At 62.0% G+C, this 19,283-nt stretch carries 19 protein-coding genes; 5 read left to right on the forward strand and 14 right to left on the reverse strand.

Annotation, left to right across the window (positions count from 1 at the left end):
* Positions 1–35: 35 nt before the first annotated feature.
* The 11 genes from ACOSV0_RS19620 to flhD all read right to left on the reverse strand — a co-directional run bounded on the left by ACOSV0_RS19620 (position 36) and on the right by flhD (position 11,623).
* On the reverse strand, positions 36–1,121 hold the full coding sequence (locus ACOSV0_RS19620) for a protein-glutamate methylesterase/protein-glutamine glutaminase (protein ID WP_434107769.1): 1,086 nt from the start codon (positions 1,119–1,121) through the stop codon (positions 36–38).
* A 5-nt stretch (positions 1,122–1,126) separates the two neighbouring features.
* Entirely contained in the window at positions 1,127–1,894 is a 768-nt protein-coding gene (gene cheD, locus ACOSV0_RS19625) for a chemoreceptor glutamine deamidase CheD (RefSeq protein WP_434107770.1), read from the reverse strand.
* On the reverse strand, positions 1,891–2,886 hold the full coding sequence (locus tag ACOSV0_RS19630; protein WP_434107771.1) for a CheR family methyltransferase: 996 nt from the start codon (positions 2,884–2,886) through the stop codon (positions 1,891–1,893). Before ACOSV0_RS19630 ends, cheD begins: the two co-directional genes overlap by 4 nt.
* Before the next feature lie 204 nt (positions 2,887–3,090).
* Positions 3,091–4,974 carry a methyl-accepting chemotaxis protein gene (locus ACOSV0_RS19635; RefSeq protein WP_434107772.1) on the reverse strand — a complete coding sequence of 628 codons (1,884 nt, stop codon included), beginning with the start codon at positions 4,972–4,974 and terminating at the stop codon, positions 3,091–3,093.
* Between the two features lie 77 nt (positions 4,975–5,051).
* Positions 5,052–5,588, reverse strand: coding sequence for a chemotaxis protein CheW (gene cheW / locus ACOSV0_RS19640; RefSeq protein WP_434107773.1), 537 nt, complete (start codon positions 5,586–5,588; stop codon positions 5,052–5,054).
* Positions 5,589–5,681: 93 nt separating this feature from the next.
* Positions 5,682–8,003: a chemotaxis protein CheA gene (gene cheA / locus ACOSV0_RS19645; RefSeq protein ID WP_434107774.1), complete on the reverse strand. Its 2,322-nt coding sequence runs from the start codon at positions 8,001–8,003 to the stop codon at positions 5,682–5,684.
* A 98-nt stretch (positions 8,004–8,101) separates the two neighbouring features.
* Complete coding sequence (locus ACOSV0_RS19650; RefSeq protein WP_434107776.1) at positions 8,102–8,479, reverse strand: response regulator; 378 nt, start codon at positions 8,477–8,479, stop codon at positions 8,102–8,104.
* An 84-nt stretch (positions 8,480–8,563) separates the two neighbouring features.
* Positions 8,564–9,571 (reverse strand): flagellar motor protein MotB, encoded by a 1,008-nt coding sequence (gene motB, locus ACOSV0_RS19655; RefSeq protein ID WP_434107778.1) that lies wholly within the window; start codon positions 9,569–9,571, stop codon positions 8,564–8,566.
* 21 nt (positions 9,572–9,592) lie between these two features.
* The gene (motA, locus tag ACOSV0_RS19660) at positions 9,593–10,453 is read right to left on the reverse strand and encodes a flagellar motor stator protein MotA (protein WP_434107779.1); all 861 of its coding nucleotides are present in this window, start codon (positions 10,451–10,453) and stop codon (positions 9,593–9,595) included.
* 237 nt (positions 10,454–10,690) lie between these two features.
* Positions 10,691–11,251 carry a flagellar transcriptional regulator FlhC gene (gene flhC / locus ACOSV0_RS19665; protein ID WP_434107781.1) on the reverse strand — a complete coding sequence of 187 codons (561 nt, stop codon included), beginning with the start codon at positions 11,249–11,251 and terminating at the stop codon, positions 10,691–10,693.
* Between the two features lie 51 nt (positions 11,252–11,302).
* The gene (gene flhD, locus ACOSV0_RS19670) at positions 11,303–11,623 is read right to left on the reverse strand and encodes a flagellar transcriptional regulator FlhD (protein WP_093640793.1); all 321 of its coding nucleotides are present in this window, start codon (positions 11,621–11,623) and stop codon (positions 11,303–11,305) included.
* 706 nt (positions 11,624–12,329) lie between these two features.
* On the opposite strand from flhD, the gene ACOSV0_RS19675 reads away from it, so the two are divergent.
* A complete protein-coding gene (locus tag ACOSV0_RS19675; RefSeq protein WP_434107782.1) occupies positions 12,330–13,394 on the forward strand; it encodes a glycosyltransferase family 4 protein in 1,065 nt (354 codons plus the stop codon).
* Between the two features lie 292 nt (positions 13,395–13,686).
* Here ACOSV0_RS19675 and ACOSV0_RS19680 read toward each other — a convergent pair whose 3' ends face one another.
* A complete protein-coding gene (locus tag ACOSV0_RS19680; protein ID WP_172165159.1) occupies positions 13,687–13,989 on the reverse strand; it encodes an H-NS family nucleoid-associated regulatory protein in 303 nt (100 codons plus the stop codon).
* Positions 13,990–14,279: 290 nt separating this feature from the next.
* Here ACOSV0_RS19680 and aqpZ point away from each other — a divergent pair, with 290 nt between their 5' ends.
* From aqpZ to ACOSV0_RS19695, 3 genes are all read left to right on the forward strand, one after another.
* On the forward strand, positions 14,280–15,020 hold the full coding sequence (aqpZ, locus tag ACOSV0_RS19685) for an aquaporin Z (RefSeq protein ID WP_434107784.1): 741 nt from the start codon (positions 14,280–14,282) through the stop codon (positions 15,018–15,020).
* A gap of 171 nt (positions 15,021–15,191) precedes the next feature.
* Positions 15,192–15,878, forward strand: a complete 687-nt coding sequence (locus ACOSV0_RS19690) for a histidine phosphatase family protein (protein ID WP_434107785.1) — start codon at positions 15,192–15,194, stop codon at positions 15,876–15,878.
* Between the two features lie 285 nt (positions 15,879–16,163).
* Positions 16,164–16,466, forward strand: coding sequence for a PXPV repeat protein (locus ACOSV0_RS19695; protein WP_434107787.1), 303 nt, complete (start codon positions 16,164–16,166; stop codon positions 16,464–16,466).
* A gap of 82 nt (positions 16,467–16,548) precedes the next feature.
* On the opposite strand, the gene ACOSV0_RS19700 is transcribed toward ACOSV0_RS19695, so the two are convergent.
* Together ACOSV0_RS19700 and ACOSV0_RS19705 are read right to left on the reverse strand one after the other, a co-directional pair.
* On the reverse strand, positions 16,549–17,370 hold the full coding sequence (locus ACOSV0_RS19700; protein WP_434107788.1) for a Cof-type HAD-IIB family hydrolase: 822 nt from the start codon (positions 17,368–17,370) through the stop codon (positions 16,549–16,551).
* 87 nt (positions 17,371–17,457) lie between these two features.
* Complete coding sequence (locus ACOSV0_RS19705; RefSeq protein ID WP_434107789.1) at positions 17,458–18,339, reverse strand: BadF/BadG/BcrA/BcrD ATPase family protein; 882 nt, start codon at positions 18,337–18,339, stop codon at positions 17,458–17,460.
* Between the two features lie 140 nt (positions 18,340–18,479).
* On the opposite strand from ACOSV0_RS19705, the gene ACOSV0_RS19710 reads away from it, so the two are divergent.
* Complete coding sequence (locus tag ACOSV0_RS19710) at positions 18,480–19,076, forward strand: DNA-3-methyladenine glycosylase I (RefSeq protein WP_434107790.1); 597 nt, start codon at positions 18,480–18,482, stop codon at positions 19,074–19,076.
* The last annotated feature ends 207 nt before the right edge of the window (positions 19,077–19,283 follow it).

The following is a 19,283-nucleotide window of genomic DNA, read 5'->3' on the forward strand; positions in this document are numbered from 1 at the left end:
GCGCATGACCGCCAGTTCGTTACAACTGGCGCGCATCATACCCGCTGTACACGCTCACCCATCGACGACAGACGCGCCATCACGCGACGGCTCATTTCCGGCAGCGAGGCAATTTCGTCCGCTGCACCGAGCGCGATCGCTTCGCGCGGCATGCCGAACACGATACAGCTCGCTTCGTCCTGTGCAAGGGTATACGCCCCCGCCTTTTTCATGTCCAGCAGCCCGGCGGCGCCATCGCGCCCCATCCCGGTCAGAATCACGCCGACCGCGTTCTTGCCCGCGTGCTGCGCGGCCGAACGGAACAGCACATCCACCGACGGACGGTGCCGGTTCACCGGTGGCTCGTCCGACAGATGCGCAATATAGTTCGCGCCGCTGCGGGCCAGCAACAGGTGAGCGTGACCGGGCGCGATATACGCATGTCCCGGCAGCACGCGTTCGCCGTGCTCTGCCTCTTTAACGGTAATCCTGCACAAACCATTAAGGCGTTGCGCAAAAGATTTTGTGAAACCCGGCGGCATATGCTGCGCGATCAGCACGGCGGGCGCATCCGGCGGCAGTGGCACCAGCACTTCACGGATCGCTTCAGTGCCGCCCGTCGATGCACCGACAATGATCAGCTTTTCGGTACTGAGCAGCGGGTTGTTGAAAAGCGGCGCGGCGGCTGACGCATGCGCGGCCTGCGTGGCTGCATGGTGCACCGGCGCGGCCTGGCGCACGCGTGCTCGAGCCGCGGCGCGAATCTTGTCGGCGAGCTTTTCCGAGTAGTCGAGCATGCCGTCGCGAATGCCGACCTTCGGCTTGGTGACGAAGTCGACTGCGCCCAGTTCCAGCGCGCGCAGCGTGATTTCATTGCCGCGCTCGGTCAGCGACGACACCATCACAACCGGCATCGGCCGCAGGCGCATCAGCTTCTCGAGAAAGTCGAGGCCGTCCATGCGCGGCATTTCGACGTCGAGCGTCAGCACGTCCGGGTTGTGCTGCTTGATGAGTTCGCGCGCGACCAGCGGGTCGGGTGCGGTCGCCACGACGGTCATATCCGGTTGGCCGTTGATGATTTCCGTCATCAGGCTGCGAATCAGCGCCGAATCGTCGACGCACAGTACTTTGATCTTTTGCACAGCGCTCACGCCTCCTCTGTAGTTCTGGCGTTGTTTGAATTAATCGGGCGCGGGCTTGAGCCGAACAGTTCGATGCGCGGTTTCGCTGTGCCTGCCGCGCCGCCGGCATTCGAGCCGAACAGTTCGATTTTCGGCCGTGCTGCTGCTGGTGTCGAAAACAACTCGACCCGTTTGCGCGCCGCCGCGAGCCGCTCGGCACGCGCCTCGGCGCTCTGCCGCATGAGCGCCTGCTCGCGCTCGGCCACCCCCGCTTCCTGCTGCAGGCGCAATTTCTTCACCATCACCTGACCGGTGCGCGGCATGAATGCGACCTTGCGCGGATGCGAGCCCTGCAAGTCTTCCGCGACGATGCGGATCTTTTCGAGCGCCAGATACCGGCGCACGAATTCGGAATTGCGGTCGCCGATGTTCATCGTCGTCATGCCGGCCAGCACCGCGCCGCCACCGAACACCTTGGCTTCGAAACGCTCGCGGCGGCCGCCCGCCTTGATCAGTTCGTTGATCAGCACTTCCATCGCGTACGCGCCGTAGCGCATGGAATCCGACGCGGGCTGGCCGGCGTCCGCGCCGTCGTCGGGCAGCATGAAATGGTTCATGCCGCCGATGCCCGCCGTGCGATCCTGGATGCAGGCCGCGACGCACGAACCGAGCACGGTGACCAGCACCATGTCCTCGTCGGTCGTGTAAAACTCGTTCGGCAACAGCTTCACGCCGGGACGCTTGAAGTGATTGTCGAAGTACAGATTGGTAGCAATCGGCAAGGCGCTGCTCATGCTGTCACCCCGCTAGTCGTCGCGCTGCCGGCATGGCTCGCGGCACGCGCCGGCGTGCGTGCGGCGCCTGTGTCGCGCGTCAGTTCGTAGACAGTCTGGCTGCGCAACTTGAACGCCTGCGTCACATAGGTGAAGTTTTCCGAGTGGCCGGCAAACAGCAAGCCGCCCGATTTCATCAGCGGCTCGAAGCGCGCGAGCACCTGCGCCTGCGTCGGCTTGTCGAAGTAGATCATCACGTTGCGGCAGAAGATCGCGTCGAACTGCGAGCGCAACTGATAGTCGCGGTCGGTCAGATTCAGCTGTTCGAAGCGCACCATCGCGCGCACTTCCGGGCGCACCTTGACCAACCCGGCGTGCGCACCGGTGCCTTTCAGGAAGAAGCGCTTGAGCCGCTCGGGCGACAGATGCTTCACCTGGTCGAACTGATACATGCCGGCTTCGGCTTTCGCGAGCACCTGCGTGTCGATGTCGGTGGCGAGCACGGTGGCCTGACGCGCGCCGCTGTCGCCAAGCGCTTCGATCAGCGTCATCGCGATCGAGTAGGGTTCTTCACCGGTCGAAGCCGCCGAGCACCATACCGACACCGGCTGCGCGCGGCGCGGCACGAAGTCGGCAAGAATCGGAAAGTGATGCGCTTCGCGGAAGAACGCGGTCAGGTTGGTGGTCAGCGCATTGGTGAACGCTTCCCACTCGGCCGGATCGTTTTCCGCTTCGAGCAGATCGAGGTACTGTTTGAAGGTCTCGAGGCCACGGGCGCGCAGACGGCGCGCCAGACGGCTGTATGCCATGTCGCGCTTGTGATCCGACAGCGAAATGCCCGCGCCGCGATGAATCAGTTCGCGAATGCGAGCGAAATCCGCCGACGTGAATTCGAAATCCCGTCCCTGCTCGCCGGACCTGGCCGGTTCCGTCCGCTCGGGACGTGCCGGTTGCGGAGCTGCCGCTTGCGGACGTGCCGGTTGCGGACGTTGCTGTGCGCGCGTTGCCATCATGAGAGTCCCTGCCTGCAATACGAGCCATCCGACTTTTCGCCCAAAGGAATGCTCCAGGCGAAAGGGATTGTGTTCGCGGGGTCGCGCCTGCCCGCGAGTTCGGCTAACACGCGATCGGCCCGCGACACGCTTTGTAAGCGTGCTTCGATGATTCGCCCCTCAGGGAGCGAGATGTCGAATGACCGCATGTCCTTGTGCCGCTTTCTAGAACGTTTCCCAGTCCGCGTCCGATCCTGCCGCCGTCGCGTTTGCCGCGGCCGGACGTACTGCGAATTCGGAAGCGGCGCGGGCCGTTTTCGGTTTGAGAGCCGGTTCGACGCGCGCGGCATCGACACCATGAGTGACCGAAGCCGGTGCTGCACGTGTTGCGGTTGCGGTGTTTGCTGCGGGTTGCGCGGGCGTTTGTGCGGGCGTTTGTGCAGGCGTTTGCGGCGCCGCCTTGGCGGGCTGCACATGCTGGCGGCCACTCTTGCCGCCGTTCGGGCGTGCCGCAGTGTGCGCATGAGCTGCCGCTGCAGCGCCATGCGTATTACCCCCGGCCACCTTCCAGCCGTTCACCACCGTTTGCAACTGACGCGTCTGCTCTTCGAGCGATGCAGCCGCAGCCGCGGCCTGCTCGACCAGCGCAGCGTTCTGTTGCGTCACTTCGTCCATCTGTACGACTGCGCGATTCACCTGTTCGATGCCGCCCGACTGCTCTTCGGAAGCCGCGCTGATTTCGCCCATGATGTCGGTCACACGGCGCACCGCCTGCACGATCTCTTCCATGGTGGTGCCCGCGCGGCCGACCAGCGCCGAGCCGCTCTGCACCTTGTCGACCGAGTCGCCGATCAGTTCCTTGATTTCCTTTGCGGCGCTCGCGCTGCGTTGCGCGAGACTGCGCACTTCGCCTGCGACCACCGCGAAACCGCGACCCTGTTCGCCGGCCCGCGCGGCTTCGACTGCCGCATTCAGCGCAAGAATATTGGTCTGGAATGCAATGCCTTCGATCACGCCGATGATGTCCACGACCTTGTTCGAACTGGTCGCGATACCTTGCATCGTCGTGACGACCTCGTTCACCACGTCGCCGCCGCGCGTCGCGATATCGGATGCATTGACGGCCAACTGGCTCGCCTGACGCGCGTTCTCGGCGTTCTGGCGCACGGTGCCGGTCAGTTGCTCCATGCTCGACGCGGTTTCCTGAAGCGATGCGGCCTGCTGTTCGGTGCGTTGCGACAGATCGGTGTTGCCCATGGCGATTTCACGCGCGCCGGTATCGATCGATTCGGTGCTGCTGTGAACCGCCTTCACCATCGTCGACATGCTGTCTTGCATCCGTTTGATCCCGGCGAAAAGACGGCCGATTTCGTTGCGGCTGAATACTTCGATCGTTTCGGACAGATCGCCCGAGGCGATCCGTTCGAAGCATGCCGTGGCATCGTTCAGCGGCTGCACGATCAGGCCGCGCAGGGCGAAGCGAATGCCCACCACCATCAGCAGCGCGATGACGGTAATGCCGATGATCAACGTGGTCATCAGCGAGATGTTCGCTTGCGCGCTCGCCTGCTGATCCACTGCGCCTTGCTGCAATGCCTTGATGACTGCCGATGCGGCACCGTCGTAGGCGATGAACATCGGGCTGATCTTCGTGTCGGCAATCGCGTGATACGCGGCCATGTCGTTCGCGTTCAGGGCGGCGAACTCCGGGTCGACGCCGTCATGCATCACCGTTGCACGCTTGGCGACCACGTCGTCGAGAAGCGCCTGATCGATGCCCTGCTTCGGCGCATCGAGATAAATCTGCCAGTTCTGATTGCCCTTGGTCAGCAACTCCTGCGCGCGATCGATCGCTTTCTTCGCTTCGTCCGCATTGCCCGCGGCCGACAGCGTGTTGAAACGATCCACCGCGAGACGCGAACGCAACAGGTACGACGAAGCATCGTCGAGGGCGTGAATGGCGACCAGATCGCCGCGCGCAATACGGTCGAGCGACTGGCTCGCGCCGTTCAGCGCGGTTAGACCAAGCGCGCCGACCACGACGGTCAGCGCCACCAGAATGATCCCCATCATCGTCAGCGATGTGCGAATCGACCACCTGCTCAGCATCTCGTACTCCCTGTTCGATCTATCTTTCGTACCACGCGTGTCGATACATCCCGACACGTATCGACCCGCGTTGACGCTTAGGCGCCAAGCGTTTCGATCAGCGCCATTTCGCGGCTGGTCATCAGCTTCTCGATGTCCATCAGAATCAGCATGCGGCCGTCGACGGTGCCCAGACCCGTGAGGTACTCGGTCGTCAGCGTCGCGCCGAATTCCGGCGCCGGCATGATCTGGTCCGCAGCGAGCGTCAGCACGTCCGACACGCCGTCCACCACCATCCCGACCACGCGATGCGCGACGTTCAGGATGATCACGACGGTCTGGTGGTCGTACTCGACGCGTCCCAGATGGAATTTGATGCGCATGTCCACGATCGGCACGATGATGCCGCGCAGATTGATCACGCCTTTGATGAACTCGGGCGCATTGGCGATCCGCGTCACGTTGTCGTAGCCGCGGATTTCCTGCACCTTGAGAATGTCGATGCCGTACTCTTCGGCGCCGAGCGTGAAGACGAGGAATTCCTGACCGCCGGCGTCTGCCTGCTGCGCGTCGCGGCGGCCATTCGTACCGCTTGCGTTCGAAACGCTCGAATTGATGGATTGGACTTCTGCCACGTTAGCCCCCAAACGGTTGGGATGAAATAAATTGAGTGAGTGTTGCGAAAACTACGTGCCTGACGGACGCCGCGACGGATGCCATTGCGAATGTCATGCGAGACTCATCGCGCCATGTGCATGGCGCGTTTCGCGATTCAGCGCCGCCACGTCCACGATCAGCGCGACACTGCCGTCGCCGAGAATGGTTGCGGCGGAAATACCGTGCACCTTGCGGTAATTCGTTTCCAGATTCTTCACGACCACCTGCTGCTGTCCCACCAGTTCGTCGATCAGCATCGCAAAGCGGCGCCCTTCGGTTTGCATGATGGTGACGATGCCCTGCGTCGGTTCCCGCTTGGCGTCTTCGACGTTGAATACTTCGTGCAGCGCGACGAGCGGCAAATACTCTCCGCGCACGCGCACCACGCGTTCGCCATTGGCCACCGTGTAGATGTCTTCGGCACGCGGTTGCAGCGACTCCATCACGAAGTTCAGCGGCAGAATGAAAATCTCGTTGCCGACCTTGACCGACATGCCGTCGAGAATCGCCAGCGTAAGCGGCAGAACGATTCGCGTGGTGCTGCCCTTGCCCGCATGCGAAGTGATTTCCACGTGACCACCCATCGACTGGATGTTCCGCTTCACCACGTCCATGCCGACGCCGCGTCCCGAGACGTCGGTGACCTGCTCCGCCGTCGAGAAGCCCGGCAGGAAAATCAGGTTCCAGACTTCTTCGTCGGACATGGTTTCGCTGACCTGCATGCCCTGCTTCGCGGCCTTCGCGAGAATCTTGTCGCGGCGCAAACCGGCGCCGTCGTCGCTCACTTCGATCACGATGTTGCCGCCGTGATGCGCGGCCGACAGCACCAGCTGGCCGGTTGCATCCTTGCCCGCCGCGCGCCGCGCCGCCACGGTTTCGATGCCGTGGTCGAGACTGTTGCGCACGAGGTGGGTCAACGGATCGATGATCCGTTCGATGAGACTCTTGTCGAGCTCGGTCGCCTGACCGAAGGTGACGAGTTCCACTTCCTTGCCGAGTTTCGCGGCCAGATCGCGCACCAGACGCGGGAAGCGGCTGAACACGTAGTCCATCGGCATCATGCGGATCGACATCACCGCTTCCTGCAGATCGCGCGCGTTGCGTTCGAGCTGCGCCATGCCGTTGAAGAGCCGGTCATGCAAAGCCGGATCGAACGTGCTGGTGGTCTCGGCCAGCATCGCCTGCGTAATCACCAGTTCGCCGACCAGGTTGATCAGCTGATCGACCTTCTCCACGCCGACGCGAATCGAGCTGCCTTCCGCGCCGCCTGCCGCCGCGGCCGGACGCGCCGCCTTGCGGTCCTGATCGGCCGGTGCGTTGTTCGCCGCCGGGCTTGCTGCCACGTTTGCCGCCGGTGCGCTGCTCGCCGTTGCGGGTGCAGCCGGCGCCGACGGATTCGCCTGCGACGCCGAGGCGTCGAACATCCCGTGCGTAGCGGCAGCTTGAGCGGGGGCAGCGGTGTGGGCCACCTGTGCCGACGACGCTGCCTGCTCCGCCTGTTCCGCCTCTGCCGTTTGTGCTGCTTGTGCTGCCTGCGCCGAGGCCGAATCCGCAGCGTCTGGCGTTCCAGGTTCGCCTTGCTGCGTCTCGTCCGCCGGTGCGGTGCCGCGGCCGATCGTGATCTGACTTTCGTCGATCACGAAACAGCACACGGCGATGATGTCGTCTGAAGTCACATCGGTCTGGAGCCACAGCGTCAGATCGCCGCCGCTCTTGACCTGTCCGACGATGTTGCCCAGGTTGCCGAGCTCTTCGGCCAGCAGTTCCTGGTCCTTCTCACCTACGCCCCGTAGCGTAATTTTCAGATGGGGGCCGGCTTCTTCGCCGGCGCCTCCGGCTTGGCCGGTCTGTGCCGGCTCGCCGTCATTCCATTCACCCGCCGCCTGCACCGCCTGTTCGACGACATGCTCGGGCGGGGTGCTGCCCTGTACTGCGGTTGGTTGCGCTTCTACTGGTGCTGCGGCCGCCACCGGTGCGGCGGGTGCCGGTTCGGCGCCGAAGCGGCTTTCGTGGTGCAACTGTTCGAGCTTCGCGCAGATCGCTTTCGCGGTGGCCGCATCCGGCTCGGCGCTCGCGCGGTAGTCGGCGAGCTGACCCGACAACACGTCCTTGGTTTCGAGGAACGTGTCGATCATGTCCTTGCGCAGCACGAGTTCGTTATTGCGCGCACGGTCGAGCAGCGATTCGAGAATGTGGGTCGTTTCCGTCAGCGCGGTAAAGCCGAACGTCGCCGCGCCACCCTTGATCGAATGCGCCGCGCGGAAAATCGCCGCGAGATCTTCGGGGTCCGGGTTGGCGATATCCAGATTGAGCAGCAACTGCTCCATCTGCGCGAGCAGTTCGTCCGCTTCGTCGAAGAACGTCTGATAGAACTGAGTGATGTCGAGTGTCATGCCTGGTTCACCGCGAGAGTTCCTGTCTAGGCTTGGGCTACTGTGCCGCCGCGTCGAAAGCTTCTATAACTTGTGTAAAGGTGGCGCTTATCGGGCGCTCATGCAGGGTCCGGTTCGGCTAACGCCGCCACCAGTTCGGTCAGCATGTCCGGGTCGAGCGGCTTTTCGATCCAGCCGGTCGCCCCGGCGGCCCGCGCCGCCGCCTTGAAAGGCTCGCTCGATTCCGTCGTGAGGACCAGGATCGGCGTCGCCTGATAAGCCGGGTTGCCGCGCAGCGCCGCGATCAGATCGAGACCGGTCTTGCCTGGCATGTGCTGGTCCGTCAGCACGAGGTCGAACGACATGGCGAGCGCGTTTTCGAGCCCTTCATTGCCGTCCGCCGCGAGCGTCACTTCGTAGCCGGCCGTCGTCAGCGTTGCGGCGAGGATCTGCCGCATCGATGCCGAATCGTCGATTGCCAGGATGTTCCTGATCATGAAAACCTCGCTGCACTTACGCTATGGAGCGGCTGGCCGTCCACGCCACTTCGGCGCGTGGACCGGTCAGCCGATCGCTGTCTGTTACTGGGCTGCCGGCACTGCCGCCGGCACCTTCGGTGCAACCGTCGCCGGTTGCGCAAGTCTTTGCACCAGCGACCTGGAGCCGGCTGCGTCGTCCGACAAGGTGGTCGTGGTGGAGTCGTCATGGTCAAGCGCCTCCTCCGACCTCTTGTTCAGCACGATGATGCTGATGCGGCGATTTTCCGGGTCCATCGGGTCCGCCTTGTTCAGGTTCTGCGTCGACGCGAGGCCGAGCACGCGCATCACCTTCGCTTCGTCCATGCCGCCGGCGATCAGCTCACGGCGCGATGCGTTGGCGCGGTCCGCGGACAGTTCCCAGTTGCTGTAGCCCTTCTCGCCGCCCGCGTACTGCGCGGCGTCGGTATGTCCTTGCACGATGATGCGGTTCGGCACGTCGTTCAGCGTGTGGCCGATTTCGCGCAGGATGTCGCGCATGTACGGTTCAACCACATCTCTTGCCGTCGCGAACATCGGCCGCTTCTGCGAGTCGACGATTTCGATGCGCAAACCGGTCAGCGTCGAGTCGATGCGGATCTGCTGCTTGAACTGGCGCAGCACCGGATTCGCTTCGATCGCTGCCATCAGCTTGACCTGCAGATCGTGCAGGCGGACCTGCTCGCGGCGCTCCAGTTCGCCCTGCGTCTGTTTGACCGAGTCCTCGTTGTTATGCGAGACGCTGTGCTCGTTGCGGTTGCTGGTGCCGTCCGTCGCGCGCGTGATGCCTTGCGCGTCGGTCGAAATGTCGCGGCCGCCGCCCTTCAGAATGCTCGAGTCCTCGGCGCTCCGATCGCCGCCCCACAGCGTGATCTTCAACGGCTGGTTGAAGTAATCGGCGATGCCCTTCAACTGCACGGTGGAAGCCGAACTCAGCAACCACATCAGCAGGAAGAACGCCATCATCGCGGTCATGAAGTCCGCGTACGCAAGCTTCCACGCGCCGCCGTGATGACCGCTCTTCTTCGGCGCGGAGCGCTTGACGACAATGGCGCGGTCTTTATCCTTGCTCATCGAATCGGTTCCCGGCGCCCGTTACTTGGCTTTGACGCGGCGCACGTGCTCTTCCAGTTCGGCGAACGACGGACGTTCAGTCGAGAAGAGCACCTTGCGGCCGAATTCGACGGCAATCGCCGGTGCGTAGCCATTCAGGCTGGCGAGAATCGTCACCTTGATGCACTGGAACATCTTGGTCGACTCGGTCACGCGCTGTTCGGCGACGCTCGCGAGCGGGCTGATCAGGCCGTACGAAAGCAGAATCCCGAGGAAAGTGCCGACCAGCGCCTGGGCGATCATCTCGCCGAGCACCGCCGGCGGCTTGTCGGCCGAGGCCATGGTGTGCACCACGCCCATCACCGCGGCCACGATCCCGAACGCCGGCATGGCGTCGCCGACCTTGGTCAGCGCGTGCGCCGGGGCTTCGCCTTCCTGGTGATGCGTTTCGATCTCCTCGTCCATCAGGCTTTCGATCTCGAACGCGTTCATGTTGCCGCCGACCATCAGCCGCAGGTAATCGGTCAGGAATTCGATGATGTGCTTGTCGGCCAGGATCTTCGGATACTGCGTGAAGATCGGACTCTTCGACGGATCGTCGATGTCGGCTTCCAGCGTCAGCGTGCCTTCCTTGCGCGCCTTGGCCAGCAGGACATAAAGGAGCGCCATCAGCTCCATGTAGACTTCCTTGTCGTATTTCGCGCCCTTGAACAGGGTCGGAATGACGCGCAGTGTCGCCTTGATCGTCTTCATTCCGTTACCGAGAATGAACGCGCCGACGCCGGCGCCGACAATCATCAGCACTTCGACGGGCTGCAGCAGCGCGCCAAGATGGCCGCCTTCCAGCGCGTAACCGCCGAAAACGGACAAAAGCGTCACGAGTGTTCCCACGAAAATCAGCACTGCCGAGCCCTCACAAAGAAGCGACGGTGACCGTCGTTAATCTGGTTTACGGCAACGGGGCAGAAAACTTTGGCGGAAAAGCGGCGCGTCACTCCGGTGTAAACCAGAGGCGGGCTAAACCGGCCCGACGAGGCCCAGTAAGGCCCCGCATCGGCCGGTCGGGCTGGAAGGCCCGCCGAATGGGGGTGTGGATGTGCACACCGGGCTGCGGGTGACAGGCCGGTGCCGCCCCGCGGCTCAAATCTCGAGCGCAGCGAGGCTCTCGCGGGCCCGGGCGTCGGCAAATTTCTTTGTCTTACCGGCGCGCGAAGGCGGCTGGCACAGCCCGCAGACGAAGGCGTGCTGCGGATCGTGCGCGTGCGCGACAAAATGTCCGCCGCACCGGCAGCAACCGGTCATTTGCAGCATTCCGGAGTCGAAGAAACGCACCAGTGTCCAGGCGCGCGTGAGACTGAGCACGGGCTCGTCGTCATGCAACTGGACATGTTCCAGATAGAGCCGGTAGCTCTTCACAATCGACTGGATCGTCAGACAGCCGCCATGGTCGGCCATGAAACGGTAAATGTTATAGAACAGCGATGAGTGAAAGTTCGGCTGCCAGGTCATGAACCAGTCGGTCGAAAACGGCAACATGCCCTTGGGCGGCGACACCCCTTTCAGTTCCTTGTACAGCTTGATCAGCCGGTCGCGCGACAGGCTGGTTTCAGCTTCCAGCAATTGCAGACGCGCACCGAGTTCGATCAACTCGATGGCGAGGGTAATTTCCCTGACTTCCTGCACGACACTTTTATATGCCATCCGCTTGCATTTCCCCCGTCCTGATCGCTTTATTTGAACTGCAAGCTGCCATCAGCTAAGTTGCTCGACTGGCTGGCTTGCCATCAGGATCGCGGAATGCGCCTGAGCCACGGCGCTGGACTTGCCTTTGTCCGCTAGGGCGGACAGCACGGCATGATCATCGAAACGGAAGCGGCACAACACCTGGTTGGACGCCGCCAGCTTGACGGTCTGCGCCAAAGACAGGTTGGCGAGCACGTCGGCTAACTGGTCCGAAATCCCCATGCGAAACATGCCCATCGGCTTATCTTCGCGCAGCAGACGCTGCGCGAGCAGGAGATAAGACAGGTTGACTTCTCTTATCTCATTGAGCATTTCGCTTGTCGCGCTCATGATTCCCCCGGGGTCTATCTGGCTGGTCAGGCCGTTACGGAAACGTTTGCTCGAACGCGCGCACTTAAACCGCACGAATCGGCTCGTTTCTGGTCTTGCAAGCATTGTGTCTAAAGGGGGAGCAGACGAAAATCGGACAGACACCCTGCCTGTCTGACGGATTAATCCGTCATTCGTGTAGGAATTTTTCCTACACAGGATGGATCAGAGAGAAGACTGGGGCAGGCGAAGCGGCGTGCAGCCTAGGATTCATGATGCGCTTCGGATAAATATTTCGCCGGAGTAAGAACCGATGGTGAGTCTTGAGTGGCTCGCGGTTCGCACCTTGCATCGGTGAGAAGCAATTATAAGACGTTTTCACTTCAGCGCAATGTACGTAGTGTAGGGGCTGCGCGCCAGTCCCGGGACCGCTCCTTGCTCCTACCTCCTCCGCGTTTGATTGTCGATCCAATCGGGTTTGCCAACTATCGGGACAACGCTCCTGCCGACCTGTTACGCATCATGTTTCGCGCTGTAACAACATTAAGCGTTTGAAAAATAACTCGAATTAGCGCGGCCGATCCCGATAATGAAGCTAAGGGATTACCCGATGCAGGTTCGGAATACCCCCGGGCGGCGGCTTACCGCGCCCAACCGTCCGTCAGGCATTCGCTCCTCGCTCGACCCGAGCGCCGTTGTGCGAAGCCGTTTTGAACAGGAGAAACGCATGCGAATCGCACAAATTGCGCCGCTGTACGAAGCTGTCCCGCCGAAACTCTATGGTGGCACCGAACGCGTCGTGTCGTATCTGACCGAAGCGTTGGTCGACCTCGGCCACGACGTCACGCTGTTTGCGAGCGGCGACTCGGTCACGTCCGCCAATCTCGACGCCTGCTGGCCGCGTGCGCTGCGCCTCGACCCGACGATCCGCGATGCGTTGGCTCCGCATGTCCTGATGATGGAAAAGGTGCGCAAGGTCGCGCATGAGTTCGACGTGCTGCACTTCCACCTCGACTACATGCCGTTCCCGCTCTTCATCACCATGGACACGCCGTTCGTGACGACGCTTCATGGCCGCCTGGATTTGCCGGAGCTGCAACCGGTGTTCGACGCATTTTCGAATGTGCCGGTGGTATCGATTTCGGATTCGCAGCGGGCGCCGCTGCCGCAGGCCAACTGGCTGAACACGATTTACCACGGCCTGCCGGAGCAACTGCTCACTCCGCAAACGCACAAGAAACCGGAATACCTGGCGTTCCTCGGCCGTATCTGTCCTGAGAAGCGCGTCGATACAGCTATCAAGATCGCTGCACAAAGCGGTTTGCCGCTGAAGATCGCCGCCAAGGTGGACAAGGTCGACCAGGAATACTTCAAGAAGGAAATCGAGCCGCTGCTCTCCATGGCGCACGTGGAGTTCGTCGGCGAGATCAACGAGGCGCAGAAGCCCGAGTTCCTGTCAGGCGCCAAGGCGCTGCTGTTCCCGATCGACTGGTCGGAGCCGTTCGGCCTGGTGATGATCGAATCGATGGCGTGCGGCACGCCGGTGATCGCGTTCAACCGCGGCTCGGTGCCGGAAGTGATCGACCATGGCGTGACCGGCTACATTGTCGAAGACGTTCAAGGTGCGGTGGCCGCGTTGCAACGCCTGGACGAACTGTCGCGCACGGAGATTCGCGCGCAGTTCGAACGCCGCTTCAGCTCGAAAACGATGGCTCAGAATTACGTTGACGGCTATTCGGCGCTGATCGAAGCAACGCGCCGCCCGGTGTTGCGCCAGGTTGCGGTGGGCTGAGCGACGCGCTTAAGCGGCTGATATTTTTATGTGCTCAGCCGCTTAAGCCGTGCCTCTGGCGCTTACGCCGCTTTCCGATTCGCATGCCAATCGCGAGCAAATTTGCCTTGTGAATCGTTTGCGCGAGCGCTTAGCTAGAGTTAACCCGCTTCCACTCCGAAAAAGCCGCCTCTCAGAGGCGGCTTTTTTAATACAGGCGTGGATGCGCTTCCAACCTCGATTAGCCCCACGCGAATAAACAACCAGGCAACGACCAACCTTCAGTTGGCTTTCGCCAGGACTAACGGGACATTCAAGCCGCGCCAATCAGAAAGCGTTCGCGATTCTTACCGACAATCCACTTTGGCGGTTTGCCACGCCCGCTCCAGGTATTGCCCGATTTTGGATCCTGATACTTGGCCGGCAGCGGCGCCTTCTTCGGTGGGCGTCCGCGCCTGGCGGCAACTGCAAAGCCGAGGTCCTGCGCGGTTAGACCGTATTCAGCGATCTTTTGGCGGATGTCGGCGACGACATTGTCGACTTCAGTGCGACGCGCTTCATCTGCCTGTGCCTGCAATTTGGCGATCTGCGCCTTGAGGTCTGCATATTGAGACATTTCGGTTCTCCCCATTTTTTAGAACTCATTCGTTCGCAGACTAGCTGTAATTATAAAAATTCGCAATGGACAATAATACCGATTTAGGAAGATATCCTCTGATAATTATTAAGCGTCGATGAATTGTAAAACGAGATCTTTATCGGGTAATAATAGGTAAAGGCACTCCGCGTTGACAATTCTTGACACCTAATCCGGCCGTCTTTCCCTAGAATTGCGCGTTCAATGGCATGCACTTGCGCTTAGCGTTCACGCCACTCCAAGCGTCAAACATTTTAGGATTACCAATCATGCAATTGTCAAAGCGCCTTGCTGCCGAGCTGTTCGGCACTTTCTGGCTTGTGCTCGGGGGCTGCGGCAGCGCCGTCCTCGCCGCCAACTTCGCCGGCCCGGTCCACGGTCTGGGGATCGGCTTCGTGGGCGTCTCGCTCGCATTCGGCCTCACCGTCCTGACCATGGCATATGCGATCGGCCACATCTCCGGCTGCCACCTGAATCCGGCCGTGAGCGTCGGCCTGACCGTCGCCGGCCGCTTTCCGGCTCGCGACCTGCTGCCGTACATCGTCGCGCAAGTGATCGGCGCGGTGCTCGGTGCGCTGGTGCTGTCGTTGATCGCATCGGGTAAGCCGGGGTTCGACCTCGTCGCCAGCGGGTTCGCCAGCAACGGCTATGGTGAGCGCTCACCAGGCCATTACTCGCTCGCGGCCGCGTTCATTTGCGAAGTGGTGATGACCGGCTTCTTCCTGTTCGTCATTCTCGGCGCGACCGACAAACGCGCGCCGGCCGGTTTCGCGCCGATCGCCATCGGCCTGTGCCTGACGCTGATTCACCTGATCTCGATTCCGGTCACCAACACGTCGGTCAACCCCGCGCGCTCAACCGGCCCGGCACTGTTCGTCGGCGGCGCAGCGGTGGATCAACTGTGGATGTTCTGGGTCGCACCGATTATCGGCGCAGTGATCGCCGGCGTGCTGTACCCGCTCATCGCCGAAAGCCGCCGCGGCAATTCGCCGGAAATGGCGCTCGACTGATCAGCGAGTACGCGTAACCAGGCAGCTTCAGGCCTTCAGGCAGTTCCAGACAGTCAAAGCGGGCGCTACGGCGCCCGTTCTGTTTTGCACGCACGGCGCAGGCGGCCAGTGGCCTGCCAATGGCCCGCTGCTAGAATCGTGCGACTTCCCAAGCTCGCACAGGTGTTACTGATGACCCGTTTCCGCGGATTCCTGCATGGCGTCGCACTCTCCATCGGCGGCCTGTGTGCTGGCGTATTGGCGTTACCCGCCGCCCATGCCGCGGACGGCAACACCGAAACACTCATCTTCGTGCGCCACGGTGAAAAACCCGCCAAAGGTTACGGCCAACTCAATTGCCAGGGGCTCAACCGAGCGCTGGCCTTGCCGGCCGTGATTGCCGCCAAGTTCGGCAAACCGGATGCAATCTACGCTCCCGATCCTGGCCAGCAAAAGGACGACAGCGGTCACCCCTATTACTATATCCGGCCCCTTGCGACCATCGAGCCGACCGCCATCCAGTTCCAGATGCCGGTACAAACGCCGTACGGTTTCGCTCAGATCGACCAGCTCGGCACGGCGCTGGTCAATCCGGCCAATCGCAACAAGCTGATTGTCGTTGCGTGGGAACACAAGTTAATCGTGAAGTTATTACGTCAGATGATGAGCACGCATGGCGGCAATGCCGCCGATGTTCCCAACTGGAAAAGCGACGACTTCGACAGCATCTATATTGTTCGGCTCGACTGGCAAAACGGTACGGCCCGCGCCAGTTTCAAGCTTGACCGCCAGGGACTGAACGGCCGGGCGACGGATTGCCCATGCGCGGCGCTGCCGAACGCCCCTTCTGCGGGTGCTTCCGCGGGCTCTGCTGATTAATCGGGTAATACAGATGTAAGCCGTGATTACGGGCGCGGCTGGCCAATTTCTGTTGCGAGCGGCGACCACTGCGCGCAGGCTCGCGCCAAGAGGCCGAGGAGCCTTATGTAACGGGGCTTCGAGTGACTCGTGCATCCCGCGTGTCGCGTTCGAATATTCCTTCCACAGCCTTTCAAACCCAGCGACGATGCTTGCAGTCCGTAACATCTCGTCGCAGTAGAAAACGTCCGGAATGCGTAGATTGGTCCTGTGCGACACACATACGTCGCCTCACAGGAGAACAACATGAAACGCATCGTCACTCATTTGCTGGTTGCTGTCGGACTCGCGGCAGGCGCATGTGGCGTCGCGCAAGCGCATACGGATCTGAATATCGGCCTGTCGCTCGGCGCGCCGGTTTATGCCCAGCCGGCACCGGTCTATGTCGCGCCGCAGCCGGTGTACTACGGCAATGGCGGCTGGGACCATCGCTACGACCGCGGTGACTACTATCGCGGCGACCACGGGTACAACCGAGACTGGAATCGCAACGACCGCCACTGGGGTCACGACGACCGCGGCGATCGCCGTGGCGGGTGGCACGGCTGATCGTAGCGTTGACTCGTAGGGTCGCCAAGGGAGGCGAACAACCGGCCCGCATCCGCGAAAAAGGATGCGGACCGGTCCGTTTTCAGGACATCAGTTCGTCGTCGAGCGGAAAAAGTTTGCGCAGATGGTGCGCGACGCCCGCTTCGAAGTTATTGCCGATGCGCGGCACATTCGGCAGACGCGTGATGAGATCGGGATTGGCGTTGTTCATCATGAACGGATGGCCGGCGGTCTCCAGCAGGTCGATGTCGTTCATGTTGTCGCCGAACGCCACGCATTGCGCGGCATCGACACCAAGACGCTCGAGCACGATCTGCAAAGCACGCCCCTTCGATACATTCGACGTCATCACCTCCAGGCAGTCCGGCAGCGAATAGGTGACGTACAGCGCGTCGCCGAATTCGCGCGCGAGGTTGGTCGCGATGTGCGCGAGATCGGCGGGCTCACCGATGTAAAGGACCTTGGCGATGTCGACGCCGTCGTGCTTCGGCAGATCGGTGATCTCGTAGGTAAAGCCGGAGTCCTGGTGGAATTTCAACAGGTCTGGTGCATCCCGGTCGATCAACCACGCCTGGTCGGCGAACAGATTGACGATCACGCGGCCATGCGCGCCGACAATGTCCGGCTGCACCAGCCGCTGCACGATGGCCGGAGGCAGGTCGTCAGCATGGATCACCGTGTTGTCCGGCGCGTGAATGCGCGCACCGTTCGACGTAATCAGATACGGGTTGATGCCCAGCAGGTCGCGAATGCCCGCAACGTCGCAGTAGTGGCGCCCCGTTGCGATCACGAAGTGCAGCCCGTCGCTTTCCAGTTTGCGCACGGTGGCGATCGTGAACGGGTCCACCTGGTGGTCGGCGTTGAGCAGCGTGCCGTCGAGATCCGTGGCAATGACTTTGTACATGGTGTGAGCAGCCGGGCAGCGTCAAAGACCACATTTTACCGTTGTGCGCCGCCCCGGTGAGATCGCACCGGGCGCGTGCGGCAATTCTCAACCGGCGATGCGAACCGCTTCGCGCTGCGCCAACTGCAAACCGCCGTGTGCGGAATCCGCCAACGGCTCACGCAAACGAGCCTGATAAATCTGCGGCACGTACTCGCGCAGGGGTGCGCCAAGACCGCCGCACAGCGCGACCGGCAAGGTCGCCGAAGGATCGAGTGCGGCAATCATCTTGCCCACGTCCATACCGGCCTCACCGAGCAAACGCGCGGCGAATGGATGCGCGCGATGCGCGATGACGATCGGTGCGAGCCGTGCATAAGCCGTCTGATTGGCTTCGCACAGCCAGACCACAAGGCTGTCGCGGTCATGCGCGCCGGTATGGGCGAGCAGCGCCTGCGCCAGATCGTCATTGGGCGCACGTCCGTCGAGCGCTTGCTGCGCGTGCACGATGCCCCGCAGCCCGAGCCAGGCGCCGCTCGCTTCGTCACCCGACGGGTAACCGAAACCGCCGGCGCTTCGGTACTCGCCATTGCTGTCGAGCACGGCCGCCACACTGCCGGTACCAAGCGCGACAACCACGCCGTGCCCGCCGCCGTGCGCACCGAGCAAGGTGGTGTACACGTCACTTTCCACAGCGAGCCCGGCTACCGCTGGCGCCTGCGCGTGAAACGCGGCCAGCCAGTCGCGATTATTAACCCCTGCCAGCCCACAGCCGAGTACGCAACGTGCCCAGTCCAGCGACACGCCGGCGCGTGCGAATGCGTCGGCACAGCCGGCCTCAATGGCCTGCCACGCGCGCTCCACGCCGAGGCCCAGCCCCGACGGCCCGCTCGCCGCCTGCGCCAGTTCTCGGCCGTGCGCGTCGCCGAGTACGACGCGCGTACCGCTGCCGCCGCCGTCAATGCCGATCAGAAAGAGGTCTTTATTCATCGAATCGAGTAAGTTCAGGTGGTGAATAACGCATAGCGTGGCAGGTCGGTTTCAATCCGGCAATCGGCCGAATGGCCAGCTTGCAGCGCGCCCTGCTTCCGCTATGCTGACGGGCGACATGACAACGCGGGAGCGCGAAAGTGACACAGCGATGCAACTGGGTATCGAGCGAAGCGCTCGCACACTACCACGACACCGAATGGGGCGTGCCCTCGCGCGACGATCAGCATTTGTTCGAACTTCTTGTGCTGGAAGGCGCGCAGGCAGGGTTGTCATGGTCGACGATTCTCAACAAACGAACCGGCTATCGCCGTGCATTTGCCGACTTCGACATCGACAAGGTAGCGCGCTTTACGCCCAAACACGTCGATGCGCTGGTATTGGACGAAAGTATCGTGCGCCATCGCGGCAAGATCGAGTCGGCCATTACCAACGCACGCGCCGTGCAGCAGATCCAGGCCGAGCACGGCTCGCTCGCCAACTTCGTATGGTCGTTTGTCGATCAGACGCCGATCCAGAACGATTGGGCATCGTATAAACAGGCGCCTGCATCGACCGAAATCTCTGACGCGCTCAGCAAGGGGCTGAAGCGCTACGGCTGCAAGTTCGTCGGCTCGACGATCTGCTATGCGTTCATGCAGGCAGTCGGCATGGTGAACGACCACGAGGCGAACTGCATGCGCCGCGCACGATGCGCCGCGCTCGGCAAAAAGGGACGCAATCGCAAGGCCGGCTGAAGCGGCAGCGGTCGCCAGCGCGTGGTCCGGCGCGGCTGAGAAGCCACTTTCTTCGCACGCGCCCCCTCGCTATCCGGTAAATCCCTGTCTACCCTTTTCGTGCGCCAGGCCGTTAGAGAGGCTATGAGAGCGGGCGGTCAAACTGGCGATGGCGGTCGGCATTGTCAGGCCGGCATGAACCGCAAACGGGCTAAACCCGGGAATTGA

Source organism: Paraburkholderia caffeinilytica, from assembly GCF_051027425.1.
GTDB lineage: Bacteria > Pseudomonadota > Gammaproteobacteria > Burkholderiales > Burkholderiaceae > Paraburkholderia > Paraburkholderia caffeinilytica_A.

What these genes read in the sequence shown, in the direction of transcription:
- cheD (WP_434107770.1), bottom strand. Translation starts at nt 1,894, where the DNA reads ATGAGCAGCGCCTTGCCGATTGCTACCAATCTGTACTTCGACAATCAC.
- ACOSV0_RS19630 (WP_434107771.1), bottom strand. Translation starts at nt 2,886, where the DNA reads ATGATGGCAACGCGCGCACAGCAACGTCCGCAACCGGCACGTCCGCAA.
- ACOSV0_RS19635 (WP_434107772.1), bottom strand. Translation starts at nt 4,974, where the DNA reads ATGCTGAGCAGGTGGTCGATTCGCACATCGCTGACGATGATGGGGATC.
- cheA (WP_434107774.1), bottom strand. Translation starts at nt 8,003, where the DNA reads ATGACACTCGACATCACTCAGTTCTATCAGACGTTCTTCGACGAAGCG.
- ACOSV0_RS19650 (WP_434107776.1), bottom strand. Translation starts at nt 8,479, where the DNA reads ATGATCAGGAACATCCTGGCAATCGACGATTCGGCATCGATGCGGCAG.
- motB (WP_434107778.1), bottom strand. Translation starts at nt 9,571, where the DNA reads ATGAGCAAGGATAAAGACCGCGCCATTGTCGTCAAGCGCTCCGCGCCG.
- flhC (WP_434107781.1), bottom strand. Translation starts at nt 11,251, where the DNA reads ATGGCATATAAAAGTGTCGTGCAGGAAGTCAGGGAAATTACCCTCGCC.
- flhD (WP_093640793.1), bottom strand. Translation starts at nt 11,623, where the DNA reads ATGAGCGCGACAAGCGAAATGCTCAATGAGATAAGAGAAGTCAACCTG.
- ACOSV0_RS19675 (WP_434107782.1), top strand. Translation starts at nt 12,330, where the DNA reads ATGCGAATCGCACAAATTGCGCCGCTGTACGAAGCTGTCCCGCCGAAA.
- ACOSV0_RS19680 (WP_172165159.1), bottom strand. Translation starts at nt 13,989, where the DNA reads ATGTCTCAATATGCAGACCTCAAGGCGCAGATCGCCAAATTGCAGGCA.
- aqpZ (WP_434107784.1), top strand. Translation starts at nt 14,280, where the DNA reads ATGCAATTGTCAAAGCGCCTTGCTGCCGAGCTGTTCGGCACTTTCTGG.
- ACOSV0_RS19690 (WP_434107785.1), top strand. Translation starts at nt 15,192, where the DNA reads ATGACCCGTTTCCGCGGATTCCTGCATGGCGTCGCACTCTCCATCGGC.
- ACOSV0_RS19695 (WP_434107787.1), top strand. Translation starts at nt 16,164, where the DNA reads ATGAAACGCATCGTCACTCATTTGCTGGTTGCTGTCGGACTCGCGGCA.
- ACOSV0_RS19700 (WP_434107788.1), bottom strand. Translation starts at nt 17,370, where the DNA reads ATGTACAAAGTCATTGCCACGGATCTCGACGGCACGCTGCTCAACGCC.
- ACOSV0_RS19705 (WP_434107789.1), bottom strand. Translation starts at nt 18,339, where the DNA reads ATGAATAAAGACCTCTTTCTGATCGGCATTGACGGCGGCGGCAGCGGT.